The organism is Arthrobacter sp. P4_F11 (assembly GCF_056401395.1).
Genome location: NZ_JBFUJK010000001.1, coordinates 131092 through 152139 on the forward strand (window position 1 = coordinate 131092; position 21048 = coordinate 152139).

A 21048-nucleotide genomic window follows, 5' to 3' on the forward strand; every position below is an offset into this window, starting at 1 on the left:
TCCGACCGCTAGCACCGGTCGAATGGAACCATCGAGAAACTAAGAGGATACTGTGGCAACCACTAACGACATCAAGAACGGAACCGTCCTTAAGCTTGAGGGCCAGCTTTGGAACATCATCGAGTTCCAGCACGTCAAGCCCGGCAAGGGTGGCGCGTTCGTGCGCACCAAGATGCGCAACGTGATGTCCGGCAAGGTGGTCGACAAGACCTTCAACGCCGGACTGAAGATTGAGACCGCCACGGTGGACCGCCGCGACTACCAGTACCTGTACCAGGACGGCGCCGACTTCGTCTTCATGGACACCTCGGACTTCGACCAGCTCACCGTTTCCGCCGCCACCGTCGGCGACGCCACCAACTTCATGCTCGAGAACCAGATGGTCAACATCGCCATCCACGAGGGCAACCCGCTCTACATCGAGCTGCCCCCGAGCGTCGTCCTCGAAATCACCTACACCGAGCCGGGCCTGCAGGGCGACCGCTCTTCGGCCGGCACCAAGCCCGCCACCCTCGAAACCGGATACGAGATCCAGGTGCCGCTGTTCGTCGAGAACAACACCAAGGTCAAGGTCGACACCCGCGACGGCAGCTACCTCGGCCGGGTCAACGACTAGTGAGTGCGCGCGGTAAGGCCCGGAACCGGGCCCTCGATGTGCTCTTTGAGGCCGAGCAGCGCTCAGCCTCCGCGTTCGACGTGCTGAAGTCCCGCCGCGAGCAGACAGACCAGATCGTCAACCCCTACACCCTCGAAATCGTCGAAGGCGTGGTCTCGCACCAGGTGGCCATCGACGAATTCCTGGAGACCTATTCGCAGGGCTGGTCCCTGGAGCGCATGCCCTCCGTCGACCGCATCATCCTGCGGATCGGCACGTGGGAACTGCTCTACAACGACGACGTCCCGGACGGCGTGGCGGTCAGCGAGGCCGTGGCCTTGGCCAAGACGCTCTCCACGGACGAGTCGCCGTCGTTCATCAACGGCCTGCTGGGCCGGCTGCAGCAGCTCAAGCCCTCGCTGCTGGCGTAAGCTCCCAGCGCCCCGAAGTACCCCGGCCAGGACATCCTGGCCGGGGTTCTTTCTTTGCCCCGGTTGCCCACGCTGGGTTGCCCCACTGGGTTCCCCGGTCCCTAGCCGATGACGGCGGCCCGGAGCGCAGCGATCTCGGCGAGCTGCTGGTGCTCATCGCGCTGATGTGCCGGCACGTCCCGGCCGCCGAGAATCCGTTGCCGGGTGAGGGCGAGCTGGGTGGCGGCATCAAGCAGCGCCTTCATCTGCACGCCCCGCCCCGTGGACCTGGCCCAGCGCAGCGCGGAACGGCGGCCGGCGGCGGTGGCCAGCATGTCGACCTCGGCCGCGGTAAACCAGCCCGCGGCCGCGTATTCCGTTAGCCGCTGACGGGTGAGCCTGCGCTCAGCCACCCGCAGCAGCACGATCACCAGCACCGCCAACAGGAAGATCGGCACCTGCACCATCACGTATCGGCCCAGGAAGTCCCTGCCCATGCTGTTCCAGGCGCTGTGCAGCAGCATCGCGGGGACGAGGCCGGCGAAGAACGCCAGCACGGACAGCCCGGTGTTCCCGCGGCCGGCGGCGAAACCCATCACCAGACCGGTCGTACCCGTGAAAATGGCGTGGGCGAAGGGTGAGAGGACCCCGCGGAGAAAGAAGACCACCGCGAGGTCCGTGCCGGGGTCGCTGGATTCGGCGATGGCGCGGCCGAAGTAGAGGATGTTCTCGGTGAACGCGAAGCCCGCCGCGATCGTGACGGCGAACACCACACCGTCGACCGGTCCGTTGAAGTGTTTCGGGGCAAAGAGCACGAGCAACAGCAGCCCCAGGGACTTGGCGAATTCCTCCACCACCGGCGCCTGGACCGTCACGGCGAACGTCGTATAGTCCAGTCCCGAGGCAGGCCCGGCCATCAGTGAGAAATAGGGCTGGATCAGCATCGTCACCGCGATCGAGACGACGGCTCCCCAGGCAAACGCGAAAAGCAGCAGGGGTTTCGGCTCGGGTTCCCACCGGTCGATGAAGCGCACCGTCAGCAACACGGTCCCCAGGGGAACCAGCGAGGCCACGAAACCAATGGCAAAGCCGGTGATTCCGGTCCTTTCCAGCACGAAGGGCACCACCAGGAAGAGGCAGAGGACCGCGAGGAATCCGCCGGCCATCACGAGGCCAAAAACGCCGGAACCGCGGCCGTTCTTCCAGCGCGGGCTGCCTCCCGCCGGCCCGGCGGGAGGCAGTGCCGGCTGCAACTGCCCGCCGTCGTTGGCCGGGGCCCGCTGGTAATTCGCTGGCTGGACCCGCCCCAGCCACGTCGGGTTGGCCTGCCGGGGCAACGGCCCCTGGCGCGGGCCGCCGGGGTGCTCATGCCCCGGCCGCGGTCCGTTCATCGTCATGGAACCGAGCCTATGTCGGTGTGAGGTTAAACGCATTCCGGCAGCGACGGGGCGGCAGTGCCGTTGTGGTAATTTGAAAGAGCAAATAATCCTTTTTTAATTCCGTCCCGTGAGGCGGGGAAAGGGGAGACGAGCTTTGACTTCCGTGCCTTCAGCACCGGGTCCGGCGCAGGTGGTGCTCACCCGGGTTGTCCTCAACCAGGCTGACATCGACCGCGCGCTCACTCGTATCGCCCATGAAATTCTTGAGGCCAACAAGGGCTCCCAGGACCTCGTCCTGCTGGGCATCCCGCGCCGGGGCTATCCCCTCGCCGTCCGCCTCGCCGCCAAGATCGCCGCCGCGGATCCCACCGTGGACGCCGCCGCCATTGTCGGTCAACTCGACGTCACGATGTTCCGCGACGACCTCTCGCACCAGCCCACCAGGCCGCCGTACCCCACCCAGCTGCCGCGCACCGGCATCGACAACAAAGTTGTGGTGCTGATCGACGACGTCCTCTATTCCGGGCGCACCATCCGGGCAGCACTGGACGCCATCATCGACCTCGGACGGCCGCGGATTGTCCGCCTCGCCGTGCTGATCGACCGCGGCCACCGGGAATTGCCCATCCGCGCCGACCATGTCGGCAAGAACCTGCCTACCTCCTCATCGGAGAAGGTCCGGGTCCGGCTCGAGGAAACCGACTCCGTGGACGGCACCCCCGACGGCGCCCCCGTAAATGAAGTCGTCATCGAGGCCACCGCATGAGGCACCTGCTCTCCACCGAAGACCTGAGCCTGCACAACGCCATCCGCATCCTTGACACCGCCGAGGAAATGGCTGCGGTGGGGGAGCGCGAGGTCAAAAAGCTCCCAGCCCTGCGGGGACGCACCGTGGTCAACCTCTTCTTCGAGGACTCCACCCGTACCCGGATCTCCTTCGAAGCCGCCGCCAAGCGGCTCTCCGCCGACGTCATCAACTTCGCCGCGAAGGGCTCGTCCGTCTCCAAGGGCGAGTCGCTGAAGGACACCGCCCAGACCCTCGCCGCGATGGGCGCCGACGCCGTGGTCATCCGGCACTGGGCCTCCGGTGCCCCGCACCGGCTCGCCGCGACCGACTGGATCGACGCCGCCGTCATCAACGCCGGCGACGGCACCCACGAACACCCCACCCAGGCGCTGCTGGACGCGTTCACGATGCGCCGGCACTGGTCGAAGCTGGCCGGCACGCCGTCGGCCGGCGCCGACCTCAAAGGCATGCGCGTCGCCATCGCCGGTGACGTCCTGCACTCGCGCGTTGCCCGCTCCAACGTCTGGCTGCTGCGCACCCTCGGCGCCGAGGTCACCCTCGTCGCGCCGCCCACGCTGCTCCCCATCGGCGTCGAAAAATGGCCGTGCGCCGTCAGCTTCGACCTCGACGAGACCCTCGCGCAGGGCGTGGACGCCATGATGATGCTCCGTGTCCAGGGCGAACGGATGAATGCCTCCTTCTTCCCCACCACCCGCGAATATTCGCGGCGCTGGGGCTTCGACGACAACCGGCTCCGCGCCCTCGACAGCCTGGGGCTCAAGGACACCATCATCATGCACCCCGGTCCCATGAACCGCGGCCTGGAAATCTCCGCGGCCGCGGCCGACTCGCCCCGCTCCACCGTGCTCGCGCAGGTACGCAACGGCGTCTCGGTCCGGATGGCGGCACTGTACCTGCTGCTGTCCGGGGAGAACCGCGAGCCGGCCGCCGCACCAGTTTCTGCCGCCGCCTCTGCCTCTGCGGCCGCGTCCGCGGCGCACGCCGCCATTCCGAACCTCACTTATTCCCACCAGGAGAGCCACTGATGGCCGATCAGCACCAGAACGCAGACAACAGCGGCGCCTACCTCATCCGGGGGGCCTCGATCCTGGGCGGAGCAGCCGAGGACCTCCTGATCCGGGACGGCGTGATCGCCGCCCGCGGCCGTCAGCTGGACGCCGACGGCGCCGGGGTGCGGGACGCAACAGTAATTGACGCCGCGGGCCTCGTCGCGCTCCCGGGCATGGTGGACATCCACACCCACCTGCGCGAACCCGGCCGCGAAGACGCCGAAACCGTCGAAACCGGCACCCGGGCCGCCGCCCTGGGCGGCTACACGGCCGTGCACGCCATGGCCAACAGCACCCCGGTGGCGGACACCGCCGGCGTCGTGGAGCAAGTCCTCACCCTTGGCCGGACCGCCGGCTGGGTGGACGTCCGCCCGGTGGGAGCAGTCACCGTGGGCCTCGCGGGGGAGCAGCTCGCCGAGCTCGGCGCCATGGCCGACTCCCGCGCCCACGTGCGGGTGTTCTCCGACGACGGCATCTGCGTCCACGATCCGGTGCTGATGCGCCGCGCGCTCGAATACGTCAAGGCATTCGACGGCGTCGTGGCCCAGCACGCGCAGGAACCCCGCCTCACCGCCGGCGCCCAGATGAACGAGGGCGAGGTCTCCGCCGTCCTCGGCCTGGCCGGCTGGCCGGCCGTCGCCGAAGAGAGCATTATCGCCCGGGACGTGCTGCTGGCCCAGCACGTCGGGTCCCGCCTGCACGTCTGCCACGTCTCCACGGCCGGGTCCGTGGAGATCATCCGCTGGGCCAAGTCCCGCGGCGTCAACGTCACGGCCGAGGTCACCCCGCACCACCTCTGGCTCACGGATGAGCTCGCCCGCAGCTACGACCCCGTCTACAAGGTCAACCCGCCGCTGCGCACGGACGCCGATGTCCAGGCCCTCCGGGCCGCCCTGGCCGACGGCACGATCGACGTCGTCGGCACCGACCACGCCCCGCACCCGAGCGAACACAAAGAATGCGAGTGGGCGCAGGCGGCCATGGGCATGACCGGGCTGGAAACCGCGCTCTCCGTGGTCCAGCACACCATGATCGAAACAGGCCTGATGGGCTGGGAGGATTTTGCCCGCGTGACCTCCACGGCGCCGGCCGCCATCGGCCGGGTCCAGGACCAGGGCCGCCCGCTCGAGGCCGGGGAGCCTGCCAACGTCATACTCGTGGACCCGGCTGCGCGCTGGACCGTGGACCCTTCTAAGATGGCAACCATGGGCCGTAACTCTCCGTTTGCCGGCCGGGAACTGCCGGGGAAGGTAGTGGCGACGTTCTTCAAGGGCCACCCGACCGTTCTCGACGGAAAACTCAACACCCCGTACCGGTGGCCGGCCGAAGCGCTCGACGCAGGACCGGCGGGCCGCCGCCCGTGAGTGTCAAGGACCTCTCCCTGCTCTTCACGCTCGTCCTGATCGGCGTCGCGCTTGCCCTCATCGCCGTCGGCTGGCGTAACCGCCTGCGCCGCCAGTCCGACGTCGAGCCCCTCCCCGAGGTTCCCGCCGAACTCGGCGCTCCGCTGGCCGCCGCCGACGGCCAGTACGTCGCCTCCACCACCGCCGGCGACTGGCTGGACCGGATCGCCGTACACAATCTGGGCATCCGCACCAACGCCAAGCTCTCCGTGCACCCCGAAGGCGTGCTGTTCGAGCGCGCCGGCGCCGGCCCGGTGTTCATCCCGGCCGGACGCCTGACCGGTGTGCGGCAGGAAAGCGGCATGGCCGGAAAGTTCGTGGAAAAGGACGGCCTGCTGGTGCTCAGCTGGATGCTCGGTTCCCACGAACTCGACACCGGCTACCGGACGCGCCGCGCCGAGGACAAAGCCGTGCTCCTCACCACCCTCCAAGATTTGATCTCCGCAGCCCCTCAGGCAGAAGCCGATAGTGGAAAGTAACGACGTGACGGAATCCAACGAAGTGTCAGAGAAAACAGTGTCAGAAGAGACAGTGACAGAAAAAACAGTGACAGCAGCAGCATCCACCCCCGCAGTTCTCGTGCTCGAGGACGGCCGGATTTTCCGCGGCACCAGCTACGGCGCCACCGGAACGGCCCTCGGCGAGGCAGTCTTCGCGACCGGCATGACCGGCTACCAGGAGACCATCACCGACCCCTCCTACGCTCGCCAGCTCGTGGTCCAGACCGCGCCGCACATTGGCAACACCGGCGTCAACACCGACGACGCCGAGTCCCGCCGCATCTGGGTGGCCGGCTACATCGTCCGCGACGCCGCGCGCCGGCCCTCCAACTGGCGTTCCGAACGTCCCCTCGACGACGAGCTCGTCGAGCAGGGGATCGTCGGCATCCAGGGCGTCGACACCCGCGCCATCACCCGCCACCTGCGCGAACACAAGACCATGCGCGCCGGCATCTTCTCCGGCGACGCCGCCCGCGCCACGGACAAGGAACTGACCGGCGCCGTCCTGGCCAGCGCGCCGATGGAAGGCTCACGGCTCGCCGAGGAAGTCAGCGTGGACGCCGCCTACACGGTGGAGCCCAAGGACTTCGGCTGGGACGGCGAGCCGCGGTTCAGCATTGCCGCTATCGACTTAGGCATCAAGCGCATGACCCCGGTCCGGTTCGCCGAGCGCGGGGTCCGGGTGCACGTGCTGCCTGCCACGGCAACCCTCGCCGACGTCCAGGCCGTCAACCCGGACGGCTTTTTCATGTCCAACGGCCCCGGCGACCCCGCCACCGCGGACAACCAGGTGGCGCTGCTGCGCTCCGTGCTTGATGAGAAGATCCCGTACTTCGGCATCTGCTTCGGCAACCAGATCCTCGGCCGGGCCCTCGGGTTCGGCACCTACAAGCTCCGCTACGGCCACCGCGGCCTGAACCAGCCCGTGATGGACCGCCGCACCGGCAAGGTCGAAATCACTTCGCAGAACCACGGCTTCGCCGTCGACGCCCCGCTCAACGGCGCCACCCAGGCCCCCGAGGAGCGCTTCGGCCGCGTCGAGGTCAGCCACGTGAGCCTCAACGACGACGTCGTCGAAGGACTGTCCTGCCTCGACATTCCGGCCTTCTCCGTGCAGTACCACCCCGAAGCGGCCGCCGGCCCGCACGACGCCGCCTACCTCTTCGACCGCTTCATCGAGCTGATGGCGGACGCTTCTTCAAAGACAGAGACCGGCACAAAGACTGCCACCGATTCCAAGACTGAGGACACGAAGTAATGCCCAAGAGAACTGACCTCAAGAGCGTCATGGTCATCGGGTCCGGCCCGATCGTGATCGGCCAGGCGGCCGAATTCGATTACTCCGGCACCCAGGCGCTGCGCGTCCTCAAGGAGGAAGGCCTGCGGGTCATCCTCGTCAACTCCAACCCGGCCACCATCATGACGGACCCCGAGTTCGCGGACGCGACCTACATCGAGCCGATCACCCCCGAAGTGGTGGAGAAAATCATCGCCAAGGAACGCCCCGACGCGCTCCTGCCGACCCTCGGCGGCCAGACGGCCCTCAACACGGCCATCGCGCTGGATAAGAACGGCGTCCTGGAGAAGTACAACGTCGAGCTGATCGGCGCCAATATCGCCGCGATTGAGCTGGGCGAGGACCGCGAGAAGTTCAAGGGCGTCGTCGAGCGCTGCGGCGCTGAGTCGGCCCGCAGCCACATCATCCACACCATGGACGAGGCACTCGCCGCGGCCGGTGACCTCGGTTACCCCATGGTTGTCCGGCCCTCCTTCACGATGGGCGGCCTGGGCTCCGGACTGGCCTACGACGAGGGGGACCTGCGCCGGATTGTCGGCCAGGGCCTGCAGTACAGCCCCACGTCCGAGGTGCTGCTCGAAGAGAGCATCCTCGGCTGGAAGGAGTACGAGCTCGAGATGATGCGGGACAAGAACGACAACGTCGTGGTGGTCTGTTCCATCGAGAACTTCGACCCGGTCGGCGTGCACACCGGCGACTCGATCACCGTCGCCCCGGCGCTGACCCTGACGGACCGCGAATACCAGCGGCTGCGCGACATCTCCATCGCGGTCATCCGTGAGGTCGGCGTCGACACCGGCGGCTGCAACATCCAGTTCGCCGTCGAGCCGGACACCGGGCGCGTCGTCGTGATTGAAATGAACCCCCGCGTCTCCCGTTCCTCCGCCCTCGCGTCCAAGGCCACCGGCTTCGCGATCGCCAAGATCGCCACGAAGCTGTCCCTTGGCTACACCCTGGACGAGATCCCGAACGACATCACCCAGAAGACCCCGGCGTCCTTCGAACCGACCCTGGACTACGTGGTGGTGAAGGTCCCGCGCTTCGCTTTCGAGAAGTTCCCGGCCGCGGACCCCACCCTGACCACCACCATGAAGTCGGTGGGCGAGGCCATGGCCATGGGCCGGAACTTCACCGAGGCGCTGCAGAAGGCCCTGCGCTCCCTGGAGCAGAAGGGCTCCCAGCTGGACTTCAGCCACGTCCCGGAATGGGAAGTCGCGGAGCTGATCGAGAAGGCCAAGCGTCCCACCACCGAGCGCCTGCACCAGGTGCAGCGCGCCATGCTCGGCGGCGCCACCGTGGAACAGCTCTTCGAGGCGACCAAGATCGACCCCTGGTACCTGGACCAGCTCCAGCTGCTGAACGAGATCTCGCTCGAAATCCGCCAGGCCGCGGCGCTGACGCCGGAGATGCTGACCCGCGCCAAGCGCCACGGCTTCTCCGACGAACAGATCGGTGCGCTGACCCATAACTCCGAGGACGTCGTCCGCGGGGTCCGGCAGGCCCTGGGCATCCGTCCCGTCTACAAGACCGTGGACACCTGCGCGGCCGAGTTCGCCGCCTACACCCCGTACCACTACTCCTCCTATGACGAGGAGGACGAGGTTGCGCTGCACGCCAAGCCGTCCATCATCATCCTCGGGTCCGGCCCCAACCGGATCGGCCAGGGCATCGAGTTCGACTACTCCTGCGTGCACGCCTCGATGGCGCTGCGCAAGGCCGGCTACGAGACCGTGATGGTCAACTGCAACCCGGAAACCGTCTCCACGGACTACGACGTTTCCACCCGGCTCTACTTCGAGCCGCTCACCCTGGAGGACGTCCTCGAGGTCATCGCGGCCGAGGAGCGCACCGGCGGGGTCATGGGCGTCTTCGTCCAGCTCGGCGGCCAGACCCCGCTCAAGCTCGCCCAGCAGCTCGCCGACGCCGGCGTGCCGATCCTCGGCACCTCGCCGGAGGCAATCGACCTCGCCGAACACCGCGGCGCCTTCTCCCGCGTCCTCGACAAGGCCGGGCTCGTCTCGCCGAAGAACGGCACCGCCGTGTCCTTCGAGGACGCCAAGAAGATCGCCGACGAGATCGGCTACCCGGTCCTGGTCCGGCCCTCCTACGTCCTCGGCGGACGCGGCATGGAGATCGTCTACGACGAGCCCAACCTCTCCCGCTACATTGCCAACGCCACCGAGATCACCCCCGACCACCCTGTGCTGATTGACCGCTTCCTCGAGGACGCCGTCGAGATCGACGTCGACGCCCTCTACGACGGCACAGAGATGTACCTCGGCGGCATCATGGAACACATCGAGGAGGCCGGCATCCACTCCGGCGACTCGGCCTGCGTCCTGCCGCCCATCACCCTGGGCGGCAACGTGCTGGAACGGGTGCGGACCGCCACTTTGGCGATCGCCGAGGGCGTGGGCGTCCGCGGCCTGATCAACATCCAGTTCGCCCTGGCCTCCGACGTGCTCTACGTCCTCGAAGCCAACCCGCGCGCGTCCCGCACCGTCCCGTTCGTGTCCAAGGCCACCGGTGTGCAGATGGCGAAGGCCGCGGCCCTGATCGGCACCGGCGTCACCATCAACCAGCTCCGCAGCGCCTACAAGATGCTGCCGGAGACCGGCGACGGCTCCTCCCTGCCGCTGGACGCGCCGGTCTCGGTCAAGGAAGCCGTGCTGCCGTTCAGCCGCTTCCGCACCCCCGAGGGCAAGGTGGTCGACTCCCTGCTCGGCCCGGAAATGCGCTCCACGGGCGAGGTCATGGGCATCGACAAGCACTTCGACACGGCCTTCGCCAAGAGCCAGGCGGCCGCGAACAACGCGCTGCCCACCGAGGGCAAGATCTTCGTCTCGGTGGCGAACCGGGACAAGCGCTCGGTCATCATGGGCGTCAAGCGGCTTTCGGACCTCGGCTTCGAGATCGTCTCCACCGGCGGCACGGCCGACGTGCTGCGCCGCAACGGGATCCAGGCCACCCCGGTCCGGAAAGTCGCCGAAGGCTCCAGCGCCGAAGGCGAAGGCACCATCGCCGACCTCATCATCGCCGGCGAGATCGACATGGTCTTCAACACCCCCTCCGGCGGCGAGGCCCGCAGCGACGGCTACGAACTCCGTGCCGCCGCGACGTCGATCGGGATCCCGTGCATCACCACCGTGGCCGAGTTCAACGCCGCCGTCCAGGCCATCGAGGCGCTGCGCACCTACGAATGGTCGGTCACGAGCCTGCAGGAACACGCCGCGAACCTGAAGGCGCTCCAGGATGCCTGAGGCATCCACCGCCCCGGCGGCCGGCCGGGAGACCTTCGGCTCCCGGCTGGGGCGGGCCATGGCGGACCGCGGCCCGCTGTGCGTCGGCATCGACCCGCACCCGGCGCTGCTGCAGCGCTGGGGGCTCACTGACGACGCCGCCGGGCTGGAACGCTTCTCGCTGACCGTCCTGGAGGCCGTGGGCTCCCTCGCTGCCGCGGTGAAACCGCAGGTGGCCCTGTACGAGCGTCAAGGATCGGCTGGAATCGCCGTGCTCGAACGCACCCTGGCCGCGGCGGCAGAAGCGTCCGTGCTGACCATCGCGGACGCCAAACGCGGCGACATCGGCTCCACCATGGCCGCCTACGCGGATGCCTGGCTGCGGGACGGCTCGGCCCTGGCCGCGGATTCGGTGACGTTGAGCCCGTATCTGGGCTTTGAGTCGCTCCGGCCCGCCCTGGACCTGGCGGCCGAGACCGGGCGCGGGGTGTTCGTCCTCGCGTTGACCTCGAACCCGGAGGGCGCCTCGGTCCAGCACGTCGGCGGGGCCGATTCCGTCGCGCGGCGGATCACGGAAGCTGCCGCGGTGGAGAACCGCCGCTATGACGGTTCGCTCGGTTCCGTGGGACTGGTGGTCGGTGCGACAGTGGGCTCGGCCCTCTCCGCACTGGATCTCGATCTGGCGGCGGTCCGCGGGCCCATCCTGGCCCCCGGGCTGGGCGCGCAGGGCGCCACCGCCGCGGACCTGCGCCGCACGTTCGGTGCGGCCTATCCCCAGGTCCTGGGCACCTCGAGCCGGGACATCCTCGGCGCCGGACCGCAGCTGCAGTCCCTCCGGGATGCCGCGCGGCGCACCCTCGACGAACTCCTCGAGGCCTAGCGGCAGCCGCCTCGCCGGCCCGGGACCGGAGCTGCCGGACCCGGGCCAGGGGCTGTTCCGTTCGGGATTGCGCTCTTCCCGATCCCGAACCGGCCGCCGCGCAGATTTCCATTGATTTCTGCCGCCGCCTGAGCGTAGGTTCGGGGCAAGGGCATGAGTGCCCCGTCCCGCCATGCAGGGAGGCCTTCCGTGAGTTTGAGACCACTCACTCCTCAGGAGCGTTCCGACGCCCTTCGCAAGGCCGCTGCCGCAAGGGCCACCAGGGCCGAGGCAAAGGAGCGGCTCAAGACGGGCGAGCTGACCATCGCCAATGTCATCAGTGCCGGCGAATCCGACGACGCCATTGCCCGCATGAGAATCGTGGAGCTGCTCGAGGCCCTGCCCGGGATCGGCCGGGTCCGGGCGGCGGCCATCATGGACCAACTCGGCATCGCACAATCCCGACGGGTCCGCGGCCTGGGAATCCACCAGCGCCGGGCGCTGGTAGATTTTATTGACGACAAGTAGCCCGGTCCGCCGAGCTGCCCACCACCGCCCAAAGGAATATGTGAGCAAGAAACCGGGACTGACAGTCCTCGCCGGCCCGACGGCTGTTGGCAAAGGCACCGTGTCCACCTACATCCGGGACAACTACCCCGGCGTCTGGCTCTCCGTGTCGGCCACCACGCGCCCGCCGCGGCCGGGGGAGCAGGACGGGATCCACTACTTCTTCAAATCGGCCGAGGAATTCGATTCCCTGGTCGAAAACGGCGAACTGCTGGAGTGGGCCGTCGTCCACGGCCGGAACCGCTACGGCACGCTGCGCAGCACGGTTGACGCCGCCATCGCCGAGGGCCGCTCGGTGCTGCTGGAGATCGATCTGCAGGGCGCCCGGCAGGTCAAGCAGGCCGTCCCGGATGCCCAGTTTGTGTTCCTGGCGCCCCCGAGCTGGGACGAAATGGTCCGCCGGCTGGTTGGCCGCGGCACGGAAAGCGCCGAAGAACAGCAGCAGAGGCTGGAAACCGCTAAACTAGAACTTGCCGCTGAACCGGAGTTCGACCACACCGTCATCAATGATGACGTTCGTCGGGCAGCGGACGAGCTTGTTTCACTCATGGGGCTGACCCCGAACCCGCGCTAGGCGCCGGGACGTACCGGCCCGTTAGAATTTGGAGAATTCGTGTCCACGAACCTTGAAGGCATCATCAACCCGCCGATCGACGAGCTGCTGAAGGCCGCCGACTCGAAGTACGGACTGGTGATTTTTGGTGCCAAGCGCGCACGCCAGATCAACGCGTACTACGCCCAGCTGCATGAGGGCCTGTTTGAGTACGTTGGCCCTCTGGTCGACACCAAGCTGAACGAGAAGTCCCTGTCGATCGCCCTGCGCGAGATCAACGAAGGCAAGCTCGTCTCCACGCCGATCGAAACCGCAGAGTAATTCCCCCGCGGGAAGAGCCAAGTAAACAGACTGCCTGCTGACGGAGATCACGTGCGCATAGTCCTCGGAGTCGGGGGAGGGATTGCCGCCTACAAGGTGGCATCGCTCCTCCGGCTTTTTACTGAAGCCGGGCATGACGTCACGGTCATCCCCACCGAGGCGGCCACCCGCTTCGTCGGCGTCGCCACGTGGGAGGCCCTGTCCGGGCACCCGGTGAGCAACAGCGTGTTCGACGCCGTCCACACGGTCAACCATGTCCGGCTCGGCCACGAGGCCGAACTGATCGTCGTGGCCCCGGCCACGGCCGATCTCCTGGCCCGTGCGGCCAGCGGCCAGGCCGATGACCTCCTCACCAATACCCTGCTGATGGCCGGCGACTGTCCGGTGCTCATGGCCCCGGCCATGCACACCGAAATGTGGCAACACCCCGCCACCGAAGCCAACGTCGAAACCCTGCGCAGCCGCGGCGTCACGGTGCTGGAACCCGCGAGCGGGCGGCTGACCGGCGCCGACTCCGGGCCCGGCCGCCTGCCCGAGCCCGAGGCGATCTTCACCGCCGCCATGGCCCTCGCCGGCGCCGGCGCAGCCGCCGCTTCTGAGGCGATGCCGGCCGTTGATCCGGACGTGACCACTGCCCTGGCTGCCGCGCCGGCAGCGGCGCTTACGCCGTTGGCCGGACTGACGGTGACCATCAGTGCCGGCGGCACCCGGGAACCGCTGGACCCCGTGCGGTTCCTCGGCAACCGCTCCTCCGGCAAGCAGGGCGTGGCCCTGGCCGCGGCCGCCCGCGCAGCCGGCGCCCGCGTCCGCCTCCTGGCCGCCCACATGGAAGTCCCGGCGCCCGCCGGCGTCGAACTCGTCCCGGTCGAAACTGCCCTGGAACTGCGGGAGGCGGCGCTGCACGCGGCCGCCGACTCCGACGTCGTCATCATGGCTGCCGCGGTCGCGGACTTCCGGCCGGCGGACGTCGCCGGGACCAAGATCAAGAAGCGCGACGACGTCGCCGATCCCGTGATCAACCTGGTGCGCAACCCCGACATCCTGCGCGAACTCGTCGAAGTCCGCGACGCCGCGTCCCGGAATCAGCTGATCGTCGGCTTCGCCGCCGAGACGGGCGATGCCGACGGCGATGTCCTGGACTATGCCCGGGCCAAGCTGCACCGGAAAGCCTGCGACCTGCTGGTCGTCAACCAGGTGGGCCGGGACCTGGTCTTTGGCGAGGACACGAACACAGTAGTCATCCTTTCCCGTGACGGCTCCGAACCCCAAGAGGCGTCGGGTTCCAAATCCGACGTCGCGGCTGCCGTGATCGACCGGATCAGCGCCGAGCTGAGCCGGGCTGTACCGCCGGCGTAGCCCGGCGTAACCAACATCTCCTTAGCACGGGGACACACGCCGCCGGACGTCCGTTATCCAACCAGTAAGGTAGTTGAGTGACTTTACCGCTGCACATCCCCGCCTTCCACGGGTCCACGCCCGCCGCGCTCCGGCTCTTCACGTCCGAGTCGGTGACGGAGGGCCACCCCGACAAGATCTGTGACCAGATCAGCGATGCGATCCTCGACGCACTGCTCGACAAAGACCCCGAGTCCCGGGTAGCCGTGGAGACGCTGGCCACCACCGGGCTGGTCCACGTCGCGGGCGAGGTCACCACCGACGCCTACGTCGAGATCCCCCAGATTGTCCGGGAGACCATCCTGGGCATCGGGTACGATTCTTCGGCCAACGGCTTCGACGGCGCCCGGTGCGGCGTCTCGGTATCCATCGGCCAGCAGTCGAACGACATCGCCGGCGGCGTGTTCAACTCCCTCGAAGCGCGTGAGGGCCGCCAGGAGGACGACTACGACCTCCAGGGAGCCGGCGACCAGGGACTCATGTTCGGCTACGCCAGCGACGAAACGCCGTCCTACATGCCCGTGCCGATCTGGCTCGCGCACCGGCTCTCCGAGCGCCTGACCGAGGTCCGCAAGAACGGCGAACTCGCCTACCTGCGCCCGGACGGCAAGACCCAGGTCACCGTGGGCTACGACGGCGACCGCCCGGTCTCGGTCGAAACCGTCGTCATCTCCAGCCAGCACGCCGAAGGCACCAGCCTGGACCAGCTCCGGGCCGACCTCGCCGAGCACGTGGTGGGACCGGTCATGGCCCTGTCCAACCTGGACACCTCACGGACCCGCAACATCCTCAACCCCGCGGGCGCCTTTGTGATTGGCGGCCCGGTGGGCGACGCCGGCCTCACCGGCCGCAAGATCATCGTCGACACCTACGGCGGCATGGCCCGCCATGGCGGCGGCGCGTTCTCCGGCAAGGACCCGTCGAAGGTGGACCGCTCGGCCGCCTACGCCATGCGCTGGGTCGCCAAGAATGTGGTGGCCGCCGGCCTCGCCAAGCGGGCCGAAATCCAGATCGCCTACGCGATCGGCCAGGCCCGCCCGGTGGGAACCTACGTTGAGACATTCGGAACCGAAACCGTGGACCCGGCCCGTATCAGCGCCGCGATCGCCGAGATCTTCGACCTGCGCCCGCGGGCCATCATCGACGCCCTCGACCTCAAGCGCCCGATCTACGCCAAGACCGCCGCCCACGGACACTTCGGCCGCGAAGACCCGGACTTCACGTGGGAACGCCTGGACCGGGTGGACGAGCTGAAGGCGTTCTTTAACGCCTAAGGCCCGGCCAAACCGTCCGATGCTGTCTTGTCGGTTTGTTGTGACAGTGAGTTTGTCAGTCCTGCGTGATGCACTGTAGCCAGGCCGCCCTCCGGTGGCCTGGCTACAGTGCATTAGGGAATACAGTGCATTTCGGAAATCAGTGCATTTCGGAAAACAGTGCATGTGTCGAACGATCCTCAGGGGAGGTGCGAGCCGTGAGTCCCAATCCTGCCGGCGGCGCGCCCGGTGAACCCCAGCAGCTGTCCCTGCTCCAGGGTTTTCCCGCCTCCGCCGCGGAAGCGTCCGGCCCCGCCCTTGCGACCCACCTGCCGGTGGCACGGGTGCTGATCGAGTCCTCGCTGCCCCACCTGGACAGGCCTTTCGACTACAGCGTCCCCGCCGCCCTCGACGCCGACGCCATGCCCGGAGTCCGGGTCAAGGTCAAATTCAACGGGCAGGAACTGGCCGGATACCTGCTGGAGCGCACCGCCGGATCCGACGCCGGCCACCCCCTGGTGCCGCTGCACAAGGTGCTCTCCGCCGTCCCGGTCCTGACCCCAGCAGTGGCCGAGCTCGCCGGCCGGATCGCCTCGCGCTACGCCGGAACGGTCAGCGATGTCCTGCGCGTTGCCGTGCCGCCGCGCATGGCCAAGCTGGAAAAGGAATTCGCCCCGGACGGCCGGCTCGATCCCGCGCTGTTCGGCACGGAGACGTTCGGTCTGGCGACCGACGTGTCGCTTCCGTCGCCGGCCGCCGGCAGCGTCTGGACCCGGTACCGCAACGGTCCGGCATTCCTCGCCCACCTCGCCGCGGGGGAGTCGCCCCGGGCCGTGCTGACAGCCCTGCAGGGGTACGGGCCCGCCGGCTGGCCGCGGATGATCGCCGAAGCCGTGGCCGCGGTACGGATCTCCGGCCGCGGCGCCGTCGTGGTGGTGCCCGACTACCGGGACCTTGACCGCGTGGAATCTGCCCTGCTGGAACTGCTTCCCGCCGGCGACGTCGCCCGGCTCACCGCGGACGACGGCCAGACGCCGCGCTACCGCAGCTTCCTGCGCGTGCTCAGCGGCGCCGCCGGGGTCGCCGTGGGCACGCGGTCCGCGGCCTACGCACCGGTGCCGAACCTCGGGCTCGTCATCTGCTGGGACGACGGCGACGACCTCCACATCGAGCAGCGCTCCCCGTACGCGCACACCCGCGAAGTCCTCCTGCTCCGGGCCGGCCAGGAAGGGGCCGCGTGCCTGCTCGCGGCCCATTCGCGCAGCACCGAAACGGAGCGGCTGGTCGCCTCCGGCTGGGCCCAGGCCGTGGAAGCTGACCGGGCCGTCGTGCGGCGGACGGTCCCGCGGGTCCTGAACACAGCCGACAGCTACGAACTCGAGCATGACCCGCTCGCCCGGATCGCCAGGCTCCCCGGTGCGGCCTGGCGGGCCGCCAAGGAGGGCCTGGAACGGGGTCCGGTCCTGGTCCAGGTGGCCCGCGCCGGCTACGCCCCCTCGCTGGTGTGCGACACCTGTCGTGAACCGGCCCGCTGCACCGCCTGCAGCGGCCCCCTGGCGATCGCCGGCCCGGCCGGGAGTAGCGCCGTGCCGCAATGCCGCTGGTGCTCGGCCCCGGCCCCGGCCTGGCGCTGCGGCACGTGCAACGGCGCCAGGCTAAGGCGCGGCGCCACGGGAGCCCTCCGCACCGCGGAGGAGCTGGGCCGTGCGTTTCCGGGGAAACCGGTCATCACCTCCTCCGGGGACCAGATCAAGGCCACTGTTGCGGAGACCGCGGCTCTCGTGGTGGCCACCGTCGGTGCCGAACCGGTGGCCTTCGGCGGGTACGCCGCAGCCCTGCTGCTCGACGGCGACTCGCTGCTGCGCCGGGAAAACCTGAGGGCGGGGGAGGACGCGGTCCGCCGCTGGTTCAACGCCGCGGCCCTGGTCCGGCCCGCTTCCGAGGGCGGCCTGGTAGTCATCACGGCCGACGACGCCGCCGGGGTTGGCGCCCTGCTGCGCTGGGATCCCGCCGGATACGCCAGCCGGGAACTGGCACTGCGGCAGGAGCTGCAGCTGCCGCCCGCCGTGCGGGTCGCCTCCGTCACCGGCGGCAGGACCGCCGTCGGCCATTTCACGGATGCCATTCAGCAGCGGCTGGCGGCGCAGGGAACCGTCCTCAGGACCGCCGGGCCCGCGCCCGTCATTCTGCCGGCGGCCGCGGGGGCCGGCCGCACGCCGCCGCGGGATGCTGTGCCACGGGATGCTGTGCCGCGGGACTCCGGCGAGGAGGTCCGGACCCTGCTGTTCATCCCCTACGCCCAGGCCGCGGCTGCCACGGCCGCCATGCGGGCCGTCAAGGCGGCGGCCGCAGCCAAGCGCAGCGACGACCCGGTGCAACTGCGCCTGGACGGCGTCGACGTCCTGTAGGACATTCCATTGCGTCCCCGCGGCTCACGTGGCCCCACCGGACTTACAGCCGTTCCGGCTATTTCCGGTCGCGGGGCCGGTCCCGGAGCGCGACGGCCTCTTCGGCGACGGCCACGAGCCGCCGCGCCGACTCATCCCAGCTGAAGTCTGCGGCCCGCTCCACTGAACGGCGGGACCGTGCCTTCCACAGGGCGGGGTCCTCGAGCGTGCGCACCGCCTCGGCAAACTCCGCCGGGGAGTCCGGATGCACGTAGCTGACGGCGTCGTCACCGACCTCCCGGAAGATCGGGATGTCGCTGGCGATCACCGGCGTGCCGTGGGACATGGCCTCGACGAGCGGCAGTCCGTAGCCCTCGGCCCGGGACAGGCTGACCAGGGCGGTGGTGCGTGCCAGGAGGGCCTCATACTCGGCGTCGGTCACCCCGTTGTGGAAGACGATGCTTGCGCCGTCCGGAGCCAGGGCCTCGAGCTCGGCCCGCCGCTCGGGCGTGATGCGGCTGAGCAGATGCAGGGTCATCTCCGGGAGTTCCGCCATGCCGCGGACCATGGTCTCCACGTTCTTGTAGGGCATGAAGGAACCCATGTAGAGCAGCGTCTTGTCGGCTCCCGCCCCGGGATCGCGCGGGGTGTGGCCGTGCTGGGGGGCGTTGCCGACAATCCTGACCGGACGCCGGGTGAGCCGGTACTTCGCCATCAGGGCCGCCGTGGTGGAGCTGATCGTCGCCACGATGTCCGCCCGGTTCAGCAGGAGCCGCTGGGGCCAGAAGGCCTTGTGGTACAGGCGCCACAGGACCCTGACGGGGGCCGGCAGGAATCCGGGAGGGGTGGGGTGCTCGTAGTAGATGAGGTCGTGCAGGGTGAGCACCAGGGCGTACTTCCGGCCCCAGCTGCCCATGGTCTGCATGGGGCATACCACCACGTCGGCGCCCAGCTTGTTGACCTTGGCCGCCACGAAGAGTTCGGCCGGGGAGAGCGGGCTGTTGATCAGGGTGTACGGAACGTCGGGCAGGAGCGCGAGCTGGCGGGTGTCGCTGATCAGCATCGAGACGTCGGCGATCCTGGCGGCCGCCGCGATCAGGCTGGCGCCGTAGCGGCTGATGCCGTCGTGGTGGTCCAGCCGGGTGAAGCGGGCATCAATGAGAATTTTCACGCGGCGTGGTCCTTTAGGAAGCGTCGGATGTAGCGGGCAGCGGGCTCGGGGGTTTCGTAGTGGATCAGGTGCCCGACGCCGGGAATGACCTCCAACTTCCCGTCCGGCAGCCGCGCCGCGAGTTTGTACTGGTCCGCCAGCATGGCGATCTCGTCCTTCTCTCCCGCGATCAGCAGCACCGGCAGCGTCAGGTCCCCGGCCACCTCGGTGACGTTGCTGCCCACCGAGGCCTTGAAGGCCTGAAGCAGGCTCTCCCGGTCCGCGAAGGAGGAAAAATAGGCACTGTGCTGGGCGTGCACGAACCGGCGGATGTCCTTGTCCCCGGTCTTGGCCATGGTTACGCTCATCACCCGCACGATCGCCTGGCTGCGCAGCAGGGCCAGCCCGAGCCGCTGGGGAAGGCGTGCGGCGGCCTCGTAGTAGAGCACCGCAAGCTTCGTCATCAGGCCCTTGGGCCCTTCGAGGGCGGGCGCCGCGATGGGATTGACCAGGATCAGTTCGGCCACGGCACCCGGGTTGGCCGCCACGAAATGGCTGGCGATGATCGAACCGAACGAATGCCCCAGCAGGACCGTGTCCGCGCCCAGTCCCAGAGCAGCCATGAAACCGCCAAGGAACTGGCTGTAGCCGGCAACGCTGTGCCCGGTTCCCGCGAAGGCGGCCGAGCTGCCGAAGCCCGGCAGGTCCGGCATGATCAGGCGCATGTCCGTCAGCTGGTCGGCTACCCGGAGCAGGCCGTGGTGGTCGCCGCGGAACCCGTGCACCACCAGCATGGTGCGCGTTTCGGTGGTGACCTCGGCGGGTTCGTAGACCCAGTACGCGATCCGGGCCCCGTCAACCTCAACGGACGCGGCCCGGGTGCGGGCGTCGAGTCCGCCGCTGAAGAGGGGCGTGCGTGAGGACCCGGTATCCACTTGTTCCATTTGTTCGAATCCTATGCGACGTTGTCGGGGTGGGAGCCGGTCCGGAGGCCGCGTTCGAGGCCGCCGACCTCCGTCATGTCCAGCGGGGAGAGCTCAAAGTCGAAGACCTCGAAGTTCTCGCGGATCCGCCCGGACGAGCTGGCCTTGGGGATGGCGATATTGCCCAGCTGCAGTTGCCAGCGCAGGATGATCTGTGCCGGTGTGCGGTCGTGTTCGGCCGCCAGGGCCAGGATCACCGGGTCCTTCAGGACCTGGCCGCGGCCCAAAGGACTCCACGCCTCGGTGCGGATGCCCAGCAGCTCGTGCTTTTCCCGCAGTTCATCCTGCTGCAGCCAGGGATGAAGTTCGATCTGGTTAACGGCGGGCACCACTTCGGCCGTTTCCAGGAGCCGGTCCAGGTGCTGCGGCTGGAAGTTGGAGACGCCGATTGCGCGGACCTTGCCCTCGCGGTACAGCGTCTCCAGGGCCCGGTACGTTTCCGGGAAGAGGCCACGGCGCGCGCATGGCCAATGGATCAGGTAGAGGTCGATGTATTCCAGGCCGAGGTTGGACATGGAGGTGTCGAACGCACGCATGGTGGCGTCGTAGCCGTGGTCGTCATTCCAGACCTTGGTGGTGATGAAGAGGTCCTCGCGGGAAACGTAGGGTGCGGTTTCCCCGGGCCCGCCTCCGGTGCCCTCAAATCCGGACAGGGCACCGATTCCCTTGCCGACGCCGGTCTCGTTGCCGTACATGGCGGCGGTGTCGAAGTGCCGGTAGCCGGTCTCGACCGCCATGGTCACCAGGCTGGCGGCGTCGCCCGGGGGGACCTTGTACAGCCCGAACCCCAGCCGGTCGATCAATACGCCGTTGTTCAGGGTCAGCCGGGGGGAGAGTCTCATGACAAAGACTTTACCCACTGGCGCTGGCGAGTGCCGGACCGCCGTTGCCGCCGCCGCA

General features: G+C 68.5%; 19 protein-coding genes. 15 read left to right on the plus strand and 4 right to left on the minus strand.

Annotated features, from left to right (window positions below; genetic code table 11):
- Nucleotides 1-52 precede the first annotated feature (52 nt).
- The gene (gene efp / locus AC1DRO_RS00615) at nucleotides 53-616 is read left to right on the plus strand and encodes an elongation factor P (RefSeq protein ID WP_018773146.1); all 564 of its coding nucleotides are present in this window, start codon (nucleotides 53-55) and stop codon (nucleotides 614-616) included.
- Entirely contained in the window at nucleotides 616-1026 is a 411-nt protein-coding gene (gene nusB / locus AC1DRO_RS00620; RefSeq protein ID WP_476949412.1) for a transcription antitermination factor NusB, read from the plus strand. Before efp ends, nusB begins: the two co-directional genes overlap by 1 nt.
- A gap of 101 nt (nucleotides 1027-1127) precedes the next feature.
- Here the strand turns inward: nusB and AC1DRO_RS00625 are convergent, their stop codons facing one another.
- Nucleotides 1128-2402 carry a PrsW family intramembrane metalloprotease gene (locus AC1DRO_RS00625; protein WP_476949413.1) on the minus strand — a complete coding sequence of 425 codons (1275 nt, stop codon included), beginning with the start codon at nucleotides 2400-2402 and terminating at the stop codon, nucleotides 1128-1130.
- A gap of 136 nt (nucleotides 2403-2538) precedes the next feature.
- On the opposite strand from AC1DRO_RS00625, the gene pyrR reads away from it, so the two are divergent.
- The 13 genes from pyrR to AC1DRO_RS00690 all read left to right on the plus strand — a co-directional run bounded on the left by pyrR (nucleotide 2539) and on the right by AC1DRO_RS00690 (nucleotide 18036).
- Nucleotides 2539-3150, plus strand: a complete 612-nt coding sequence (pyrR, locus tag AC1DRO_RS00630; protein WP_476949414.1) for a bifunctional pyr operon transcriptional regulator/uracil phosphoribosyltransferase PyrR — start codon at nucleotides 2539-2541, stop codon at nucleotides 3148-3150.
- Nucleotides 3147-4217, plus strand: a complete 1071-nt coding sequence (locus AC1DRO_RS00635; RefSeq protein WP_223916685.1) for an aspartate carbamoyltransferase catalytic subunit — start codon at nucleotides 3147-3149, stop codon at nucleotides 4215-4217. Before pyrR ends, AC1DRO_RS00635 begins: the two co-directional genes overlap by 4 nt.
- Complete coding sequence (locus AC1DRO_RS00640; RefSeq protein WP_476857077.1) at nucleotides 4217-5605, plus strand: dihydroorotase; 1389 nt, start codon at nucleotides 4217-4219, stop codon at nucleotides 5603-5605. Before AC1DRO_RS00635 ends, AC1DRO_RS00640 begins: the two co-directional genes overlap by 1 nt.
- Nucleotides 5602-6123, plus strand: a complete 522-nt coding sequence (locus AC1DRO_RS00645) for a PH-like domain-containing protein (RefSeq protein WP_243177376.1) — start codon at nucleotides 5602-5604, stop codon at nucleotides 6121-6123. Before AC1DRO_RS00640 ends, AC1DRO_RS00645 begins: the two co-directional genes overlap by 4 nt.
- A 67-nt stretch (nucleotides 6124-6190) precedes the next feature.
- Nucleotides 6191-7402, plus strand: a complete 1212-nt coding sequence (carA, locus tag AC1DRO_RS00650) for a glutamine-hydrolyzing carbamoyl-phosphate synthase small subunit (RefSeq protein ID WP_476949415.1) — start codon at nucleotides 6191-6193, stop codon at nucleotides 7400-7402.
- Complete coding sequence (gene carB / locus AC1DRO_RS00655; RefSeq protein WP_476949416.1) at nucleotides 7402-10701, plus strand: carbamoyl-phosphate synthase large subunit; 3300 nt, start codon at nucleotides 7402-7404, stop codon at nucleotides 10699-10701. The genes carA and carB overlap by 1 nt, the downstream gene beginning before the upstream one ends.
- The gene (gene pyrF, locus AC1DRO_RS00660) at nucleotides 10694-11560 is read left to right on the plus strand and encodes an orotidine-5'-phosphate decarboxylase (protein ID WP_476949417.1); all 867 of its coding nucleotides are present in this window, start codon (nucleotides 10694-10696) and stop codon (nucleotides 11558-11560) included. Before carB ends, pyrF begins: the two co-directional genes overlap by 8 nt.
- 189 nt (nucleotides 11561-11749) lie before the next feature.
- The gene (gene mihF, locus AC1DRO_RS00665) at nucleotides 11750-12067 is read left to right on the plus strand and encodes an integration host factor, actinobacterial type (RefSeq protein WP_028276460.1); all 318 of its coding nucleotides are present in this window, start codon (nucleotides 11750-11752) and stop codon (nucleotides 12065-12067) included.
- Between the two features lie 40 nt (nucleotides 12068-12107).
- Entirely contained in the window at nucleotides 12108-12680 is a 573-nt protein-coding gene (gene gmk, locus AC1DRO_RS00670) for a guanylate kinase (RefSeq protein ID WP_028276459.1), read from the plus strand.
- Between the two features lie 39 nt (nucleotides 12681-12719).
- Nucleotides 12720-12980, plus strand: a complete 261-nt coding sequence (gene rpoZ, locus AC1DRO_RS00675) for a DNA-directed RNA polymerase subunit omega (RefSeq protein WP_018773134.1) — start codon at nucleotides 12720-12722, stop codon at nucleotides 12978-12980.
- A 51-nt stretch (nucleotides 12981-13031) separates the two neighbouring features.
- Nucleotides 13032-14336, plus strand: a complete 1305-nt coding sequence (locus AC1DRO_RS00680) for a bifunctional phosphopantothenoylcysteine decarboxylase/phosphopantothenate synthase (protein ID WP_476949418.1) — start codon at nucleotides 13032-13034, stop codon at nucleotides 14334-14336.
- Between the two features lie 77 nt (nucleotides 14337-14413).
- Nucleotides 14414-15649: a methionine adenosyltransferase gene (gene metK, locus AC1DRO_RS00685; RefSeq protein ID WP_028276457.1), complete on the plus strand. Its 1236-nt coding sequence runs from the start codon at nucleotides 14414-14416 to the stop codon at nucleotides 15647-15649.
- Between the two features lie 197 nt (nucleotides 15650-15846).
- Nucleotides 15847-18036, plus strand: coding sequence for a primosomal protein N' (locus tag AC1DRO_RS00690; RefSeq protein ID WP_476949419.1), 2190 nt, complete (start codon nucleotides 15847-15849; stop codon nucleotides 18034-18036).
- Between the two features lie 58 nt (nucleotides 18037-18094).
- On the opposite strand, the gene AC1DRO_RS00695 is transcribed toward AC1DRO_RS00690, so the two are convergent.
- From AC1DRO_RS00695 to AC1DRO_RS00705, 3 genes are read right to left on the minus strand one after another with little or no spacing between them, the layout of a single operon-like run.
- Nucleotides 18095-19186 carry a glycosyltransferase family 4 protein gene (locus AC1DRO_RS00695; protein ID WP_476949420.1) on the minus strand — a complete coding sequence of 364 codons (1092 nt, stop codon included), beginning with the start codon at nucleotides 19184-19186 and terminating at the stop codon, nucleotides 18095-18097.
- Entirely contained in the window at nucleotides 19183-20109 is a 927-nt protein-coding gene (locus AC1DRO_RS00700) for an alpha/beta fold hydrolase (protein WP_476949421.1), read from the minus strand. Before AC1DRO_RS00700 ends, AC1DRO_RS00695 begins: the two co-directional genes overlap by 4 nt.
- Before the next feature lie 11 nt (nucleotides 20110-20120).
- A complete protein-coding gene (locus AC1DRO_RS00705; protein WP_476949422.1) occupies nucleotides 20121-20990 on the minus strand; it encodes an aldo/keto reductase in 870 nt (289 codons plus the stop codon).
- Nucleotides 20991-21048: the final 58 nt, after the last annotated feature.

Coding starts and splice junctions, on each gene's coding strand:
- pyrF (WP_476949417.1), top strand. CDS start 10,694: ATGCCTGAGGCATCCACCGCCCCGGCGGCCGGCCGGGAGACCTTCGGC.
- AC1DRO_RS00625 (WP_476949413.1), bottom strand. CDS start 2,402: ATGACGATGAACGGACCGCGGCCGGGGCATGAGCACCCCGGCGGCCCG.
- AC1DRO_RS00635 (WP_223916685.1), top strand. CDS start 3,147: ATGAGGCACCTGCTCTCCACCGAAGACCTGAGCCTGCACAACGCCATC.
- AC1DRO_RS00640 (WP_476857077.1), top strand. CDS start 4,217: ATGGCCGATCAGCACCAGAACGCAGACAACAGCGGCGCCTACCTCATC.
- AC1DRO_RS00705 (WP_476949422.1), bottom strand. CDS start 20,990: ATGAGACTCTCCCCCCGGCTGACCCTGAACAACGGCGTATTGATCGAC.
- carB (WP_476949416.1), top strand. CDS start 7,402: ATGCCCAAGAGAACTGACCTCAAGAGCGTCATGGTCATCGGGTCCGGC.
- AC1DRO_RS00700 (WP_476949421.1), bottom strand. CDS start 20,109: ATGGAACAAGTGGATACCGGGTCCTCACGCACGCCCCTCTTCAGCGGC.